Here is a 17166-nt window from a genome sequence, read left to right on the forward strand (position 1 = left end):
GGTATTATCTCGGGGACGCGGGCCCAAGCTGGCCATCGACGATCGCCCGGACCCGCCGCCGCAGCGGAGCCAGATCGCCTGCCTCGCGCCGCGCTGCGTGCTCCTCCGCATAGCGGAGCCGCTCGATGGCGTCGAGAGCGCGCTCGTTGTCCTCAGAGCCCCGGCACGAGGCGGCCACCCCGTCCCGGTAAGTCCACGCCGGAGCGAGCGTGCTCCTGAACCGGGCGAGGGCGGCGTCCTCCCCGTCGGTCCCGGGGGCGGCCTCCCTGGCGCGCTCGACGGCCCGGACGAGCGCCAGGAGGCCCTCCTCGCAGCTCGCGTAGGGCGACGGCGCGGCCGGCAGAAAGAAGACCTGCCGGATCAGCTGGAGGGTGCACGAGGTGATGATGAGCGCGGCGAAGCTGTAGTACGCGACCAGGGCGATGCGCCGGCCACGGGCGCGAGGCCCGCCAGGGCGGCGCCGCGCTCCAGGAGGGCGCGCTCGCGCCTCGGTCCCTGGCACGGCCGGGGCGGGAGCGATGGGCGCGGGAGCTTGAGCGGGCATGAGAGCTGCGATTCCTCGGGCGGGCTGGGGTGCGCGGCCGCCGCCGGTCGGGCTCCGCTTCTGCGGTCCCTTCCTTGCGGGCCAGTGCTATCACCTCGCCGCGGGCGCGACGAGATGCTGTTGGACGGGAGCAGCGCGAGGTGACCGACATGACCGCGGCGCTCCGCATCATCGCCCGCCGATCCGCTGCGGCGCTCTCCGCGCTGGCCCTCCTCCTGGGCCCTCCCGGGGCCGCGCTGGCTCAGCCGCTCCAGGACAACGCCTACACCATCGACCTCTTCCAGGGGCCCATCCTGGCGCCGCTGCGCGTGACCGGGATCGCCGGCGCTTACGCCGGCTACGCCGAGGGGATCGCCGGCATGGTCGCCAACGCCGCGGCGCCCGCGCTCCGCGAGCCGTTCAGCATGCGCTGGTTCGAGTGGGACGTGGCCGCGTCGATCTCGCTGCCCATCGAGCTCTTCGAGAACAACGACTTCGACAACAGCGGCGACATCGATCTCGATTACTCGAATTTCGTGTACCTGACCCTCGGCGGCCAGCTCCAGGCGGGCGACTTCGGCGTCGGGGTCAACGCCGAGCTGCAGCGGTACTCCCTGACGGACGAGGCCGGCGCCGAGACCACGGTCGTGATCGGCAAGTACCATTTCCTCGGCGGCGTCCGCCTCCTCGGCGACGCGCTCGTGCTGGGCGCCGGCGCGCGCGCGGTGACGCTCAACCTCGGCGCCGAGCAGACCGACCTGACCATCGCGGGCATCTCCCCGGAGCTCGGGGTGCTCGTGCGCCCCGACTGGGCCTCCTACCGCCTCGGCGCCACGTTCCGCTTCCCGGTGAACGGCGGCGGCTTGCTCGGCGAGGGCGTGGTGATGGACGGGAAGGTCCGCCGCGCCGGCGGGCTGATCCTGCCGAACGAGGTCGTCCTCCCCTGGGAGCTCGAGGTCGGGCTCGCCGTGCAGGTCGGACCGCGCCCGCTCAACCCGGCGTGGATCGATCCGCACGTGCAGGAGCGGGAGCTCCGCGAGGCGGTCGCGCGCAGGCAGGCCGCGCGGGAGGAGCGGAGGGAGCGCGAGCTCGGCGCCATCCACGACCCGGAGGAGCGCGCGCGGCGCGAGCGCGTCTTCGCGATGGAACGGGCGCGCGAGCGCGCCGCCGACGAGCGCGAGCTCGCCGCGGGGCCGGCCGTCCTCGAGGCGGAGCGGCGCGCCCGCTACTGGAACTGGCCGCGCGAGCACCTGCTCATCACGGCGGAGCTCCTCGTCACGGGCCCTGTGTCGAACGGGGTGAGCCTGGAGCGCTTCCTGGCGCAGAAGCAGCCCGGGAGCGAGCACGGCCCGTCGGCGGTGGGCACCTCGGGCGCGCACGTGAGCTTCTCGCCGCGGTTCGGGATCGAGACGGAGCCGATCCCGGGCCGCGTGCACACGCGGTTCGGCAGCTACTACGAGCCGAACCGCTTCGGGCGCCTGGGGGGCGGGCGTGTCGGCCGGCAGCACTTCACGTTCGGCGCGGACGTCCGCGTGCTGTCGACGACCTTCTGGGGCCTGGTCCCCGACACCGCCTTGACGCTGCAGGCGTCCATGGATTTCGCGCCTCGCTACGACAGCGTGAGCGCCGGCATCGGCGTCTGGCACTGAGCGCCGCGCCGCCGCTCACGCGCCGATCACGCTGACAACGTGCGGCGGTGCTGCTCCGCGAGCAGCACGCGGAGGTGGCTCATCCGGGCGGGGTCGCGCTTGCCGAACTCGTCGAGCGCCGCGGCGACCGCGACCGGAGCGCCGCCGCGGGGCTCCTTCCGGAGCGCCCTCGCCGCCAGCGCGAGCGCGCGGGGGCACAGCACCTCCTCGATGCAGAGCCGCGCGGGCGGCGGCCGCCACGCGGCGTCGCGGTAGCCCCCCGGCGGCGTGGGCTCCGCGAGGAGCGCGAGGCCGTCCGCCTTCGCCTGCAGCGCCGAGAGGATCTCGCGCTCGATCGCGCTGCCCTCCTCGCGATCGCCGCAGCGCTCGATCGTGAACATCGGCATGGGCACGCCGCGCCGCGGGGCGCCGAGCCAGCCCTTCCGCCAGCGCACCGCCGTGGCCCTGCTGATGGTCGCCTCGCCGCGCGCGACGAGGCCCGTGAAGACGCTGAGCATCAGCACCTCGAACGGCGAGAACGCGTTGCCGCCCTTGGCCCCGGCGATGCGCGAGAGGTTCGCGGCGACGACGGGCAGCCCCGCCTCGATCGCGTCCGAGGAACAGAAGAGCGTCGATCCCGCGCTCGTCGGGTGGAACCCCGTCAGGCTCACGCCCTCGCCGGCGCCGTACCACCCGAGGAGCGTGCGCACGGTCCCCCGGCGGGCGCCGTCGGCCGAGCAGTAAGCCCACGTCGTGCCCCAGAGATCGAACAGCGACCGCACGATCCACCGCGCGAGCCTCGCGCCGAGCAGGACGCTCGCCGCGAACAGCCCCGCGGCCGGCAGGGAGTCGTCCGCGGCCCCGGCCAGGCCCGAGAGGAGCAACCCGTAGAGCGCCGTGTACGCGAGCAGCAGCCCGCTCGTGATCGCGCTCAGGAACAGCTCGATCTTCGGCGACGCGCCCCGCGGCTCGGACCGCCGCCACACGGCGCGGTGAGGCGGCTCGCCGCAACGAGCGCAGGGGTCCGCGGGGCCGCATCGCCGCCGCGTCCCGCAGCCGAGGCAGATGTCGATCGGGGGCAACCGGCTTGGCATCGGTGGTCCAGAATAGTGGCGCATCCGGGTTTCGTCGCCACGACCGTGACCCACGGCGGGGGCTCGCCGCGCCCACGGTTTCGCACACGCGCACAGAGCGGGAGCGCGCCCCTGCCCGCTTCGGGCTTGTCGTCGCGCCCTGTCCGGCGCATCGAGTCGCGCATGCTCCATCGCCGGCTCCGCATGGTCGCTGTCAGCCACCTCGCCGTCCTCGCCCTGTGCCAAGGCGTCGCCCTCGCGCAGCCGGCGCCTCCCCAGGGCCGACCGGGCCAGCAGGCTCAGGCGCGACCGGGCCAGCAGGCACCGGCGGCGGCCCCGGCAGCGCCTCCGATGACGGCGGCGCCCCCGGCGGCGACGCCGCAGCGCATCGAGGTGAACGACCCAGCGCTCGCGCCGGTCCCCCCGGCGGCGCGCACGCTGGCGAGCTGGAACGACGCGCGCGCGATGATCGAGCAGCGGTCGGTCGACTTCGCCATCGCCGTGCAGGAGGTCGCCCGCGCCGAGGGGGTCGCGCGGCGGGCGCTCGCGGCGGCGCTCCCGAGCCTCGACGCGCGCGGTGATGTGAATCACAAGCTGGCGGGCGGCAGCGCCGAGCGTCTCCCGTCGGACTTCGTGCCCCCCCCCGAGGATCCGTCGGACGCGCGCCAGGATATCGAGATTGCTCCGACGACCCTCACGGCGTCGCTCACGCTCCGTCAGCCCGTCCTCGCCCCGCGCGCCTGGTACGGCATCGGCACCGCCAGGCGCTCGGTGGACGTCGCCAGGCTGAGCCTGGAGGATCGACGCCGCATCACCGTCGGCGCCGCGGCGGACGCCGTCGTCTCGATCGTCACGGCCGAGCGGGTCAGCGAGATCAACCGGGTCGGCCTGCGCAGCGCGCTCGAGCGGCTCGAGCTGACCCGGCGGCGCGAGCGGCTCGGCACCGGCACGAAGCTCGATGTCGTCCGCGCGGAGCAGGACGTCGCGCTCGCCCGCGCGACGCTCGTGTCCGGCGACGAGGCGCTGCGCAAGGCGCGGGAGGCGCTCGGGGCCGTGCTGGGCGAGCGCGGCGAGGTCGGCGTCCCGCAGGGCTTCTCGCTGAACGCGATCGCGGCGGAGGTGCAGTCGCAGTGCGCCGAGGCGCGCTCGGATCAGCGCGCCGACGTCCGCGCCGCCCGGGCCGAGCTCGAGATCGCGGAGCGCAACCTCACCGACGCGAAGCTCGCGTTCGCCCCGAACGTCGATCTATCGAGCACGCTGAGCGCTCAGACCTCGCTCGGGGACGAGTCCACACACCGCACGCGGTCCTGGGGGTGGTCCATCGGCGCCGTGCTCACCGTCCCCCTCTGGGACGGCGGGGCGCGCTACGGCGATCTCGAGATCAACCGGGCCGTGGTCGAGCAGCAGCGGGTTCGCCTCGGGGCGGTGGAGCGCACCGCGGGGCTCGAGACGACGCAGGCGGTCCGGGGCGTCGCCGTCGCCGAGCAGGCGCGCGCGGTCGCCGAGCAGTCGCGCGACCTCGCGCGCGAGACCGCGCGCCTCACGCAGGTCGCGTTCGAGGCCGGCACCGCGACGAGCTTCGATCTTGTCGAGTCCGGCCGCAGGCAGCGCGAGGCCGAGCTCGATCTCGCGGTGAAGGAGTTCGAGGTGGTGAAGGCGAAGATCACGGCGCTGCTCTCGTCCGCCTCGTGCAGATGAGGTGCGCGCAGGACGTGCGCGCGCCGAGCGCGGCCGCGACGCGACGCGCACCGAGCGCGACAGCAACGCCGAGCGCGGCCGCGACCCGGCGCGGGGGTTGTGCCGAGCGACCGCGCGAGTAGGCTACGCGCCCGATGGAGCGGCTCGAGAGCTACGTCCAAGGTCAGTGGCGCGCCGGCCAGGGCGCGCCGCACGTGCTCGTCAACCCCGCGACCGAGGAGCCGCTCGCCGAGACGAGCACGGACGGCCTCGACCTCGCGGCCGCGGCGGTGTTCGCGCGCGCCGAGGGCGGCCCCGCGCTCCGCGCGCTCACGTTCGCGGAGCGCGGCGAGCTGCTCCGCGCCATGTCGCGCGCCGCGCACGCCGAGCGCGACGCGCTCATCGACGTCGCCATCCGCAACGGCGGCAACACGCGCGGCGACGCCAAGTTCGACGTCGACGGCGCGATCGGCACGCTCGCCTACTATGCCGACCTCGGCGCCCAGCTCGGCGACGCGCGGCTGCTCACGGACGGCGACGGCGTGCAGCTCGGGCGCTCGCCGCGCTTCTTCGGCCAGCACATCCTCGTCCCGCGCCCCGGCGTCGCGGTGCACATCAACGCCTTCAACTTCCCCGCGTGGGGGCTCGCGGAGAAGGCCGCCTGCGCGCTCCTCGCGGGCATGCCCGTCATCACGAAGCCCGCGACAAGCACCGCGCTCGTCGCGCTCCGGCTGATGAAGATCTTCACCGAGCGCGCCCCGCTGCCGCGCGGCGCGCTCTCCTTCGTCGCCGGCCCGCCGGGCGATCTCCTCGCGCACCTCGGCGGCGAGGACGTCCTCGCCTTCACCGGATCGAGCGCCACCGGCGCCGCGCTCCGGCTCATGCCGTGCCTCGCGCGGGAGGGCGTCCGCGTGAACGTCGAGGCCGACAGCCTGAACGGCGCCGTCCTCGGCCCCGACGCCGCCCCCGGCTCCGAGACCTACGCGATGTTCCTGCGTGACGTCGCGCGCGACATCACCCAGAAGGCCGGCCAGAAGTGCACGGCGATCCGCCGCATCTTCGCGCCCGCGGCCGTCGTCGACGCCGTGCGCGACGATCTCGTCGACCGCCTCCGCGACGCGCGGGTCGGCGATCCCACGCAGGACGGCGTCACGGTCGGTCCGCTGACCACGGCCGATCAGCTCCGCGGCGTGCGCGCGGGCATCGAGCGCCTGGCCGCGGATGCCGCGGTGGCGCTCGGCGGCACGGGGCCCTTCGAGGCGATCGGGGTGCCCCCGGGCAAGGGGTACTTCGTGCCGCCGACGCTGCTCGTCGCGAGCGGCCCCGACGGCGCGCCCGCCGCGCACGAGCACGAGGTCTTCGGCCCCGTCGCCACGCTCTTCCCTTACGACGGCGGCGCGGCGCACGCCGTGGCGCTGCTGCGCCGGGGCCGCGGGAGCCTCGTCTGCTCCGTCTACAGCGACGACCGCGCCTTCGCGGCGGAGGTGCTGCTCGGCGTCGCGCCGTACCACGGCCGCGTCCTGCTCGGCAGCGAGAAGATCGCCGATCAGGCGCCCGGCCCGGGCACCGTCCTCCCGCAGACGATCCACGGCGGCCCGGGCCGCGCCGGCGGCGGCGAGGAGCTCGGCGGCCTGCGCGGGCTCCATTTCTACTCGCAGCGCACCGCCGTGCAGGGGTCGCGGCCGGTCCTGGAGGCGATCCTCGGGGCGAAGGGCGAGCCGCGCCCCGCGCCGGCGAAGCCGTAGATCGCGAAGGCCGGGGTAGCTCTTTCCGTGGACTTTATGGTGAAGTCTCGCCCATGAGCGCCGGCCCGCAACTCATCGGCAAGACGATCGCAGGGCGCTTCCGCGTCACCGGGTTCATCGGCGAGGGCGCGATGGCGGCGGTCTACCGCGGCGAGCAGGACGCGGAGCCGCGCGACGTCGCCATCAAGATCATGCACCCGCAGCTGCTCGGCGACGAGACGTTCGTCACCCGCTTCTACCGGGAGGCGAAGGCGGCGTCGCGCCTCCACCACCCGAACACCGTGCAGATCCTCGACTCCGGCGTCGAAGGGCACCTGCCGTACATCGTGATGGAGCTCGTCGCCGGGCAGGACCTGTTCGAGGTCCTGCTCGCCGAGCGCCGCTTCTCCGAGGCCCGCGCCGCGCGGTTCCTGATCGGCATCACCGACGCCCTCGCCGCGGCCCACGCGCGCGGCATCGTGCACCGCGATCTCAAGCCCGAGAACGTGATGGTCGTGCGGGATCCGGCGGATCCGTCGGTCGAGCGCGTGAAGGTGCTCGACTTCGGGATCGCGAAGATGGTCGAGAGGAACGGCCGGTCCGGCGACGACGGGCCGAACAGCGCGCCCATCAGCGTCTGGGGCTCGGTCACCACGGTCGGCGTGGTCGTCGGCACGCCCGCGTACATGTCCCCGGAGCAGTGCCGCGGCGACGTCATCGACGGGCGCAGCGACGTGTACGCATGCGGGGTGCTCCTGTTCCTGCTCGTCACGGGCCGGCTCCCCTTCCCGCCGACGGCCGTCGCGTGGGAGGTGGCGATGGATCACCTCCGGAAGCCGCCGCCCGCGCCGAGCCAGTTCCTGCCGCAGATCCACCCTGCCCTCGAGGCGATCATCCTCACCGCGCTCGCGAAGTGGCCGAACCAGCGCCAGCAGAGCGCGGCCGAGCTGCGCGACGAGCTCGATCGGCTCCTCCCCCACCTGTCCGACGCGCTGCTCCCGGCCGCCCGGACGAGCGCGCCCGAGGACGCTCCGACCCTCGAGGTGGCGATGCCGCCGTCGCTCCGGAGCTCCATGACGGCCGCGCCGCCGATGCGCGAGGGCGACATGCCGCCGCCGGCGCAGCGGGGCGAGGCGCTGGCGAAGTCCGTGTTCCGCGAGGCGCCGCTGACGGAAGGGCCGCCGTCGAGCGCGATCCTGTCGCTCGCCGCGACGCTCCCTGGCCTCGCCCTCCCGCGCGAAGCGCCGGCCGGACCGACGTCGGACGACTTCTCGCGCACGCTCCCGGCGGTGCGGCGGCTCGTCGCGCCGACGAGCGATCCGCCGGCGAGCGACGTCGTGATCCACGATCGCAAGGACTTCGGGCCGATCTTCCCCGCCGCGGGCGCCCGCGCGCCGTCCCCCCGGCCGGACGCGCCGCGAGGCGCCGGCGCGACCGCCGCCGCCGCGCAGCCGCGGCCGCCCTCGCGGTCCTCCGCGGAGAACGTCATCGAGATCGCGCCGGCGCCGATCCGGCGCGATCGCCGCCCGCCGGCGCGCCCGACGGACCTGTGGATGGTCAAGCTCGTGGTGCCGCTGGCGCTGGTGATCGGGCTGGCGCTCGGGGTGCTCGCCTTCTTCCTGAGCCGCTGACGCCTCGCACGCTCGGCGATGGCGGGTACGGCGGGCGCCTCGAAGGCGGCCGTTCTTCCCGAGCCGCCGACGCCTCGCGCCTCAGGCGCTGGCCGTCGTGACGCGCGCCTCGAAGGCGGCCCGGAGCGCCTGCGCGCGCAGCTCGACCGCCGCGGACGCGGGCGGCGGGACCGGCGCCTCCGCCTCGGCCGACAGCGCCATCGCGAACGCGTCGATCGCGGCCTCGACGACGCCCTCGATCGGGCGCGCCGCGAGCTCGTCGGGCGCGTCGTGCACCGCCACCATGCCCATCAGGACGGCGCGCACGTGGGCCGCCGCCCGCGGCGACGGCGCGGCGCCCCCTTCGTCGGCGCCGCTCGCGCCCCGCGCGCCGCGCGCCGCCGGCTCCGCGCCGGCCCGCGCCGCCCTCGCGATCTCGGCGGAGAGCGGCCAGCTCAGCCGCGCTACGAGCCGCTCCTGCACGTAGGCGCGGACGCTCGCGTCCGTGCGCTTGCGCTCCTCGGGCAGCGCCGCGATCGGGCGCAGGTCGGACGCGAGCTCCCGGCGCGCCGGCTCGAGCGCCTTGTCGATCGCCGCGGCGAGCGCGCGCCGCTCGCGGCGCAGGTACGCCGCGCTCGCGCGGAGCCGGTCGGCCTCGGCGCGCGCCCTCCGCCCGGCCTCGCGATCCTCGGCCGCGCGGGCCGACGCCGTCTGGGCGAGCTCGGCCGCGATGCGGCCCGCCTTGCGGCGGAGCGCGCGCTCGCGGAGCGCGTCGCTCGCGTCGACGATCTGCTCGGCGAAGAGCGCCTCGACCTCGGCCCACCCCGACGCGGCGAGCGCCGCCTCGTCGCCGAGGCGCCCCTTCAGCGAGAGCCGCGCAGAGAACGCGATCGGCGGCGTCAGCGAGGCGATGGAGCTCGCCGCGAGGCTGTCGCGCACGTGCGCGAGCACCGTCTCCAGGGCGTCGGGCTTGAGCCGGTCGGCCTTGTTCGCGAGGATCTGCACGGGCACGCCGAGCGCGCTGATCTCGGAGAGCACCCGCCGCTCCGACTCCTTCATCGCCTGGGGCGCGTCGAGCAGCCAGATGGCGACGTGGGCCTCGTCGAACGCCCGCCGCGCCTCGGCGATGTGATCGGGGTCGGGCGCGTTGAAGCCGGGCGTGTCGAGGATCTCGACGCGCTTGAGCCGCTCGATGGGCGCGTAGATGAACACCCGCGCGACCTTGTCCCCGGCCGCCGCGAGCGCGCGCAGCGTGTCCTTCAGCGCCGCGTGCGGCACGACGCGGTCCTGCCCGCCGCGCACGACGATGCGCGCGAACGGATCGGGCGCCCAGGCGACCCAGTGGAGCGTCGCGGTCGTCGGCAGGACGCCGGTCGGCGCCACGTCCTCGCCGAGCAGCGCGTTCAGGAACGTGCTCTTGCCCGCGTTGAACTCGCCCACCACGGCCGCGCGGAGCGGCCGCTCCCGCTCCACCGCGAGGGCCTCGATCGCCGCGAGCAGGTCGAGCCGGTCGAGGAGCTTGGCCGTGCGCGCGAGCTCGCGCAGCACGTCGCTCCACGCGGCGGCGGCGCGGGCCCCGGCGGGGCCGTCCGCGGGGGGCACCCACGCCTGCGCGATCGCGCGGCGCATGTCGTCGGCCCACGCCGCGCCCTCGCCGGTCACCGCGTCGAGCGCGTCGAGCGCGCCGCTCCCCTGCCCCGCGGACGCCATCGCCGCGGCGTCGCGGAGCCGGACGAGGTCGGGCGGGAGCGGGGGCGCGGCGGCGCCGCGCGGCTCCTCGCCGGCGTCCTTGGCCTTGGCCTTGGCCTCGCCGCGCGCGACGAGCGCGTCGAGCGCGCCGAGGTCGCGCGTCTCGACGGCCATGCGGAGCAGCGCCGCCGCGGCGGCGCTGTCGCCCGCGGAGAGCCCGCGCGCGAGCGCCTGCCGCGCGTCGTCGCGCCGCCCCTCGGCGAAGGCGAACGCGGCGGCCCAGGTCGGCTCGTCGAGCGCGCCGGCGGCGCGGACGACGCGGCGCACGCGGTCGACGACGAGCACGTCGCGGGAGGCGGCGACCAGGGCGGCGCAGAGCTCCGCCGCGCCGGGGACGTCGAGCACGAGCGCCCGCAGCCCGAGGTCGAGCGCCCGCCCCACCACGGCGGGCGGCAGGGCCGCGGAGGAGCCCGCCGCGGAGGAGGCCGCCGCGGCGCTCGCCTCGGCCAGCGCGAGCCGGGCGAGCACGAGGGCGGCGCGCCCCTCGATCGCGGTGGGCTCGCCGAGGATCTCCGCGGCGGCGCGCGCGCCGTCGAGATCGCCGTAAGCGAGCGCGCACTCCGCGCGGCGGAGGGCCACGTCGCGGTCGGGCACGGTCGTGAGCGGCGCCGGGATGCGGTCGAGCCAGCGCTGCGCGCGGGCCGGGTCGCCCGCGGCGAGGTCGAGGTCCGAGAGATCGAGCAGCGCGAGGCGCGCCGCGTCGCGCTCCTCCGGCGCCGACGTGGCCCGCTCGATCGCGTCGCGCGCGCCGTCCCAGCCGACGCGCTGCCCCGCGCGCCCGAGGCGGAGCCACACGTCGGCGCGCCAGGGGACGCGCTTCGCGAGATCCGTGAGCGCGGCGACGACCTCCTGGTCGAGCCACGCGTCCTCCGCGGCGTCGGCCCAGAGCGCGAGCCCGACGGCCGAGTCGGGCAGCACGGACAGGATGGTGCGGGCGTGCTCGCGGGCCTCGAGAGGCATGCCCTTCGCGAGCGCGGCCTCGGCGGCGCTGCGCTCGTTCTCGAGGCCGAGCGCGAGGATCTCGACCCGCCCGAAGAACCGGTTCAGCGCCTCGACGAGCCTCGCCATGGGCCGGATGAAAGCCTTCCGGGAGGGCGGTCGTCCAAGGAAAAACGAAGGCCGGCGCGGCGGGCGGCCAGGCTCCGATCTGGCCGGCGGCTCCCCCGGGGAGCCTCGCTGGAGATCTCGACCTGGGCGGGGCCTCGAAAACGAGGGGACCGCCAGGTCCGGCCCAGGTCAGCCGTCTGGCGACGAGCGCTCGGACAGATCTCGACCTGGGCGGGGCCTCGAAAACGAGGGGACCGCCAGGTCTGGGCCCTGCTCAGCGTCTGGCGACGAGCGTTTTGCCAGGCCTCGATCTGGACCACGCCTCGAAAACGAGGAGACCGCCAGGTCTGGGCCCATTCAGGATCTGACCACCAGCGCTCGATCAGGTCGGGACCCAGTCAGGGTCTGGCGACGAGCGTTCGGCCAGGTCTCGACCTGGCCCGAGCCCGGAACGTGAGCGCTTGTTGTTAGAGTGGGCCCGTGCCGGCCGACATCGTTACAGGGCGCGTCGACGCGCTGATCGTCACCGCGCTGCAGGACGAGCTGGAGGCGGTGCTCGCCCTCGGCGAGGGCGGTCGAGACGGCTGGCGGGAGGCGCGGGATCCGGGCGGGTTCCCGTACTTCGTCCGCGACCTCCCGAACGACCGCGGCGAGCCGCTCCGCGTCGCCGCGGCGTGGTCGGGGCGGATGGGCGAGAGCGCTGCGGCGGCGAGGGCGCAGGGGCTCATCGAGGAGCTCGATCCGGGGTGCCTCGCGATGTGCGGCATCTGCGCCGGCAAGCGCGGCGAGGTGTCGCTCGGCGACGTCATCGTCGCCGACCGGGTCTACAGCTGCGACGAGGGCAAGCGCGTCGCCCACGGCGGTGGCGAGGGCGCGTTCTTCCACGACATCGAGACGTACAACCTCGAGCGCACATGGACCATGGATGCCGCGCTCTTCGCGCGCGAGTTCGAGCGGCAGGCGGCGTTCGCGGCCGAGCGCCCGCCGTCGAAGCCCTCGCAGGCGTGGTGGCTCCGGCACGCGCTCTACGAGAGCCAGGTGGAGGGGGGACCGCCGCCCGTCTCGCGGCCGGAGCGCGCAGCGCGGTGCCCGGGCTGGACCGAGCGCATCGGCGAGCTGGAGGCGGCGGGCGTGCTCCGCATCGGCGACGGCGGCCTCGAGCTCACGGAGGCGGGCGTGGCGCAGGTCCGCCGGGATCGCCTGCTCCACCCGGACGGCCCGCCGCCGGCCCGGCCGTTCCGCGTGCACATCGGCCCGATCGCCACGGGCAAGGCCGTGCAGGAGGACGCGGGGCTGTTCGAGCGCCTGAAGCCGATCGGGCGGAAGGTGCTCGGCGTCGAGATGGAGGCGGCGACGATCGGCCACGTCGCGGAGCGCCTCGGGAGGCGGTCGATCATCGCGAAGGCGGTCTCGGATCACGCCGACCACGAAAAGGACGACAGCTTCCGCGCGTTCGCGTGCCGCGCCTCGGCGGAGTTCCTCGTCGCCTTTCTGAGGCGCTTTCTCGCGCCTGCGCGCGCCGAGCACGCCGGCCGAGGCCCGAGGCTGCGCCGCTTCCCGGCGCGGGCGCGGGGCGGCCACGCGGATCCGCACGGCGACGACATCCTCCTGCCGGGGGAAGGGCGCAGCGACGATTTCCTCTCGCGGGTCGAGCGGGTGTGCAGGCTGCGCGAGCCCGAGGGCGTCAAGATCGAGTGGTTCGACGCGCCCCTCCCCTTCGGCGTCTACCTTCGCGTCTCGGTCAACGAGGGCGGCATCGTCCGGATCGCGCCGCTCGCGGCGCTCGAGAGCGGCATCTCGACCGAGGCGGTCTCCGCGTTCATCGAGAGCATCGACGCCTCGTACCGGCGCGAAGATCCGGGCCTCGTGTCCACGCTGGTCTACGGCGGCGAGCCCGCGCCGGAGGAGCTCGTGCGTTACGCGAGCGCGCGGCGCGTGCGCCTCGTGCGGTTCCTCGAGTACCAGGGGCTCATCGACTTCCGCGGCTACCTTGCGTGGCAGAACGCGAGCCTCGAGCGAGACCCCACGTATCCGCCGGATCTCTACGTCGACCAGCGCGTCGCGCTCACGACGGGCCAGGAGGAGGTGGCGCGCGAGCGCGCGCTCGACGCCGTCGCGGAGCTGCTCGACTCGGAGCACAGCCGGTTCGTGCTGGTGCTCGGCGACTTCGGCACGGGCAAGACGTTCCTCCTGCACGAGCTCGCGCGGCGAATGGGCAGGGCGGGCGGCCCGCTGACGCCGGTGCTCATCGAGATGCGCGCGCTGGAGAAGGCGCGCGACCTGAACGCGCTCATCGCGCAGCACCTGGCGCTCGCGGGGCTCGGCAAGATCGATCTGCCCGCGTTCCGGCACATGCTGGCCGAGGGGCGGATCGCCCTCCTGTTCGACGGCTTCGACGAGCTCGCCTTCCGCGTGACGTACGACCGCGCGGTCGAGCACTTCGACACGCTGATCCAGGCGGCGCAGGGCAAGGCGGCGAAGGTGGTGGTCACGAGCCGGAGCCAGCACTTCATCTCGGAGCAGCAGGTGCGGTCCGCGCTGGCGGAGAAGGCCGCGCTCTTGCCCGGCTACCGGCTCGCGCGGCTCTTGCCGTTCACCGAGGCGCAGATCCGCAGGTTCCTCCTCAACCGGCTCGGCGGCGAGGAGGCGGCCGACGCGCGCATGCGGTTGCTCGCGGACGTGAAGGATCTGCTCGGCCTGTCGGCGAACCCGAGGATGCTGGGGTTCATCGCCGAGATCGAGGAGGCGCAGCTGCGGCAGGCGAAGTCGGGCGACGGCGAGATCACCTCGGCGGGGCTCTACAGGCTGCTCCTGGATCGGTGGCTCGTCTGGGAGTACGAGCGCGCGCACCCGAAGGGCGCGCAGCCGGGGCTGTCGGTGGCGCAGCGGTGGCGGGCGGTGACGGAGCTCGCGACGCGGCTGTGGCAACGGACGGAGCAGAGCGTGAACGTGCGCGAGCTGCCGGCGGAGCTCATCGCGGCGCTGCAGGCCCTCGGACGGCACGAGCTCGATGTCGGGGTGACGGCGCACCAGATCGGATCGGGGACGCTGCTCGTGTGGGACGACCAGGAGAACTTCCGGTTCATCCACCAGTCGGTGCTCGAGTGGCTCGTGGCGCGAGAGGCGGCCGAGGAGGTGCAGCGCGCCGGGCAGGCGGCGGCGCTCGAGCAGCGCGAGCTGAGCGACCTCATGGCCGATTTCTTCGGGGCGCTCGCGGGCCGGAAGGCGGCGGAGTCATGGGTCCGCGCGGCGCTCGGCGGGGCGTGGGGGACGGTGGCGGCGGCGAACGCGCTGCGGATCGACGGGCGGATGGGGCTCGGGGTGAGCGAGCGGATGAACCTCGCGGGGGCGGACCTGCGGGGGCAGGACCTCTCGGGGAAGGATCTCAGCGGGTGCGACCTGCGGGGGGCAGATCTACGGGAAGCCAAGCTCGTAAGGGCGAACCTAAGCGGTGCGCTGATGGCGAGGGCGCTGCTCGACGGCGCGGACCTCACCGGCGCGAACCTCACCGGGGCGGATCTGACGGGGGCGACGGCGATCCGGGGGCGCCTTGTGGGCGCGGATCTGACGGGGGCGACGCTCGCCTCGACGAGGCTACGCGGGGCGAAGCTCGTGGGGGCGCGGGGGGCGCGGTTCGACGGGTGCGACACGTTCGGCGCGGCGATGCCGGAGGCGGCGAGGTTCGAGCCCGCCTGGGTGCAAGGGAGCCGGTGCAACGCCGTGGCGATCAGCCCCGATGGGACCCTGCTCGCATCGGGTCACTCCCACGGGATCGTGGTGTGGGACATGGCGACCGGGAGCGCGCTGCGCAGGCTGGACGGCCATACCGACAGGGTCACGAGCGTCGCCTTCAGCCCTGACGGGGATACGCTCGCGTCCAGCTCGGCCGATTGCACCGTCCGGCTGTGGGACGTGTCGACTGGCAACGTGCTCTGCGTGCTCAAGGGGCACTCCCGACACGTGAACAGCGTGGCGTTCAGCCCTGATGGCGAGACGCTGGCTTCCGGCTCTTCCGACCGCACCGTCCGGCTCTGGCAGGTGGCCACCTTCCAGCAGATCGCCGTGCTCCTCGGCCATCTGGATGGAGTGATGGCCGTCAAGTTCAGCCCTGACGGCGAGACGCTGGCCTCCGGAGCTCACGACACCATCATCCGGCTCTGGAAGGTCGCGACGGGCGAGACGCTCCGCATCTTGAGCGGCCACCGGGCTGGCGTGCTCAGCGTCGCGTTCAGCCCCGACGGCGAGAGGCTGGCCTCCGGCTCCCTGGACTACGACATCGGCCTCTGGCGCGTATCGACGGCCGAGGTGCTGCACATGCTGAAGGGCCACGCGCGACATGTGAGGAGCGTCGCGTTCAGCCCCGACGGCGCGACGCTCGCCTCTGGCTCGAGCGACGGGACCGTGCAGCTGTGGAATCGATCAGGCGTCGCGTTACACGCGCTCGAGGGCCACTTGGGTGGCGTGACGAGCGTCGCGTTCAGCCCTGACGGCGCGACGCTCGCCTCGGGCTCGAAGGACAGCGCGGTGCGGCTGTGGCACGTGTCGACCGGGGGCGCCTTGCGCGTGCTGAAAGGACAGCCGAACGTGTCCATGGCGATGGCGTTGAGCAGTGATGGCGCGACGCTCGCGCTCGCCTCCGAGGACTTTGGCGCTCATCTCTGGCGGATGTCGACGTGGACCGCGCTGCCGCCGCTCATGGATAGCGGCATCTCCTCCGCGAAGCTGGCCTTCAGCCCTGACGGGACGACGCTGGCGTTCGCACAGCGCGACCACACGGTCTGGCTCCGGAGGCTCGGCGCAGGCCGCACGGCGCGCGTGTTGAGCGGGCATTATCATGACATCACGGAGTTCGCCTTCCGCCATGACGGTGCCGTGATCGCGTCAGGCTCGCTCGACAGGACAGTGCGACTCTGGCACACCGAGACGGGGGAGCCGCTTCGCGTGCTGGAAGGCCACGACGATGCAATCAGCAGCGTGGCGTTCAGCCCTGATGGATCGACGCTGGCCTCAGGATCGGTCGATCGAACCATCCGGCTGTGGAAGGTGGACGGCGAAGGAGCGGTGCGCGTGCTGGAAGGTCATGGCCACGTCGTGCAGAGCGTGGCGTTCAGCCCTGATGGATCGACGCTGGCCTCGGCATCGGACGACACGACCGTGCGGCTCTGGCCCCTCGCCGAGGGCGGTGAACCACGCGTGCTGCGCGGCCACGCCGGCCCGGTGATAAGCCTGGCTTTCGGCCCCGACGGTGCCTGGCTCGCATCGGGGTCCGACGACGGCAGCGTTCTCCTCTGGCGCGTGTCCGCCGGCGAAGTGGTGCGCGTCCTCCAGGGGCACACCGGCGAGATCGTGAACATGGCCTTCATGCCGGATGGCGAGACGCTGCTCTCCAGCTCCACCGACGGCACCGTCCGCTTCTGGGACGTGCTGACCGGCGCTTGCCGCGCCGTGCTCCTCAAGCTCCCCGAGGGCTGGGTCGCCTTCCGCCCCGACGGCCGCTACAAGCTCGGCGGCAACGTCGCGGGAGGCTTCTGGCACGCCGCGAACCTCTGCCGCTTCGAGCCGGGCGAGCTCGACGCGCTGGTGCCTGGCCTGCGCATCCCGGACGACGAGCCGCTGCTCCCCGTGTCGCCTGCGCTCCACGCCTCGACGGCCAGGGAGAGCGTCTCGACGACCAACCGAGTCCGCCTCTTCTTCAGCTATTCCCACGAGGACGAGGGGCTCCGCAACGACCTGGAGAAGCACCTCGCCCTCCTCGAGCGCGACGGCCTGGTCCGGGGCTGGCACGACCGCCGTATCGCGGCCGGCGATGACTGGGCTGGCCAGATCGACAGGCACCTCGAAGACGCGGACGTGATCCTGCTCCTCGTGAGCGCCGATTTCCTCGCCTCCGATTACTGCTTTGACAGGGAGATGAAGCGCGCCCTCGAGCGGCACGACGCCGGTCAGGCCCGCGTCATTCCGGTCCTCCTCCGGCAGACCGACTGGCACGGCGCCCCCTTCGCCCGGCTCCAGGCGCTCCCGGCCGATGGCAAGCCGGTCACGTCCTGGCAGAACCAGGACGAAGCCTGGACCGAGGTGGCCAAGGGCATCCGGCGCGCGGTCGAGGCGCTCCGCGTCGCCAAGACGCGCTGAGGG

At 74.4% G+C, this 17166-nt stretch carries 8 protein-coding genes; 5 read left to right on the forward strand and 3 right to left on the reverse strand.

All coding sequences use genetic code 11. The features are described 5' to 3' along the window. Positions 1-4: 4 nt before the first annotated feature. Entirely contained in the window at positions 5-544 is a 540-nt protein-coding gene (locus POL72_RS29215; protein ID WP_272099258.1) for a hypothetical protein, read from the reverse strand. A 149-nt stretch (positions 545-693) separates the two neighbouring features. On the opposite strand from POL72_RS29215, the gene POL72_RS29220 reads away from it, so the two are divergent. After that, positions 694-2172: a hypothetical protein gene (locus tag POL72_RS29220; RefSeq protein ID WP_272100030.1), complete on the forward strand. Its 1479-nt coding sequence runs from the start codon at positions 694-696 to the stop codon at positions 2170-2172. Positions 2173-2198: 26 nt separating this feature from the next. Here POL72_RS29220 and POL72_RS29225 read toward each other — a convergent pair whose 3' ends face one another. Beyond that, complete coding sequence (locus POL72_RS29225) at positions 2199-3137, reverse strand: hypothetical protein (protein WP_272099260.1); 939 nt, start codon at positions 3135-3137, stop codon at positions 2199-2201. Positions 3138-3407: 270 nt separating this feature from the next. Here POL72_RS29225 and POL72_RS29230 point away from each other — a divergent pair, with 270 nt between their 5' ends. The 3 genes from POL72_RS29230 (at position 3408) to POL72_RS29240 (ending at position 8256) form a co-directional block, all read left to right on the forward strand. Next, on the forward strand, positions 3408-4922 hold the full coding sequence (locus tag POL72_RS29230; protein ID WP_272099262.1) for a TolC family protein: 1515 nt from the start codon (positions 3408-3410) through the stop codon (positions 4920-4922). A gap of 134 nt (positions 4923-5056) precedes the next feature. Then, positions 5057-6646 (forward strand): 3,4-dehydroadipyl-CoA semialdehyde dehydrogenase, encoded by a 1590-nt coding sequence (locus POL72_RS29235; RefSeq protein WP_272099263.1) that lies wholly within the window; start codon positions 5057-5059, stop codon positions 6644-6646. Between the two features lie 53 nt (positions 6647-6699). After that, complete coding sequence (locus POL72_RS29240) at positions 6700-8256, forward strand: protein kinase domain-containing protein (protein WP_272099264.1); 1557 nt, start codon at positions 6700-6702, stop codon at positions 8254-8256. Between the two features lie 81 nt (positions 8257-8337). Here the strand turns inward: POL72_RS29240 and POL72_RS29245 are convergent, their stop codons facing one another. Then, positions 8338-11052 (reverse strand): dynamin family protein, encoded by a 2715-nt coding sequence (locus tag POL72_RS29245; RefSeq protein WP_272099266.1) that lies wholly within the window; start codon positions 11050-11052, stop codon positions 8338-8340. A gap of 459 nt (positions 11053-11511) precedes the next feature. Here POL72_RS29245 and POL72_RS29250 point away from each other — a divergent pair, with 459 nt between their 5' ends. Then, positions 11512-17163: a WD40 domain-containing protein gene (locus POL72_RS29250; protein ID WP_272099268.1), complete on the forward strand. Its 5652-nt coding sequence runs from the start codon at positions 11512-11514 to the stop codon at positions 17161-17163. Positions 17164-17166 lie beyond the last annotated feature (3 nt).

Origin of the sequence: Sorangium aterium, assembly GCF_028368935.1 — a bacterium.
Classification (GTDB): Bacteria; Myxococcota_A; Polyangia; order Polyangiales; family Polyangiaceae; genus Sorangium; species Sorangium atrum.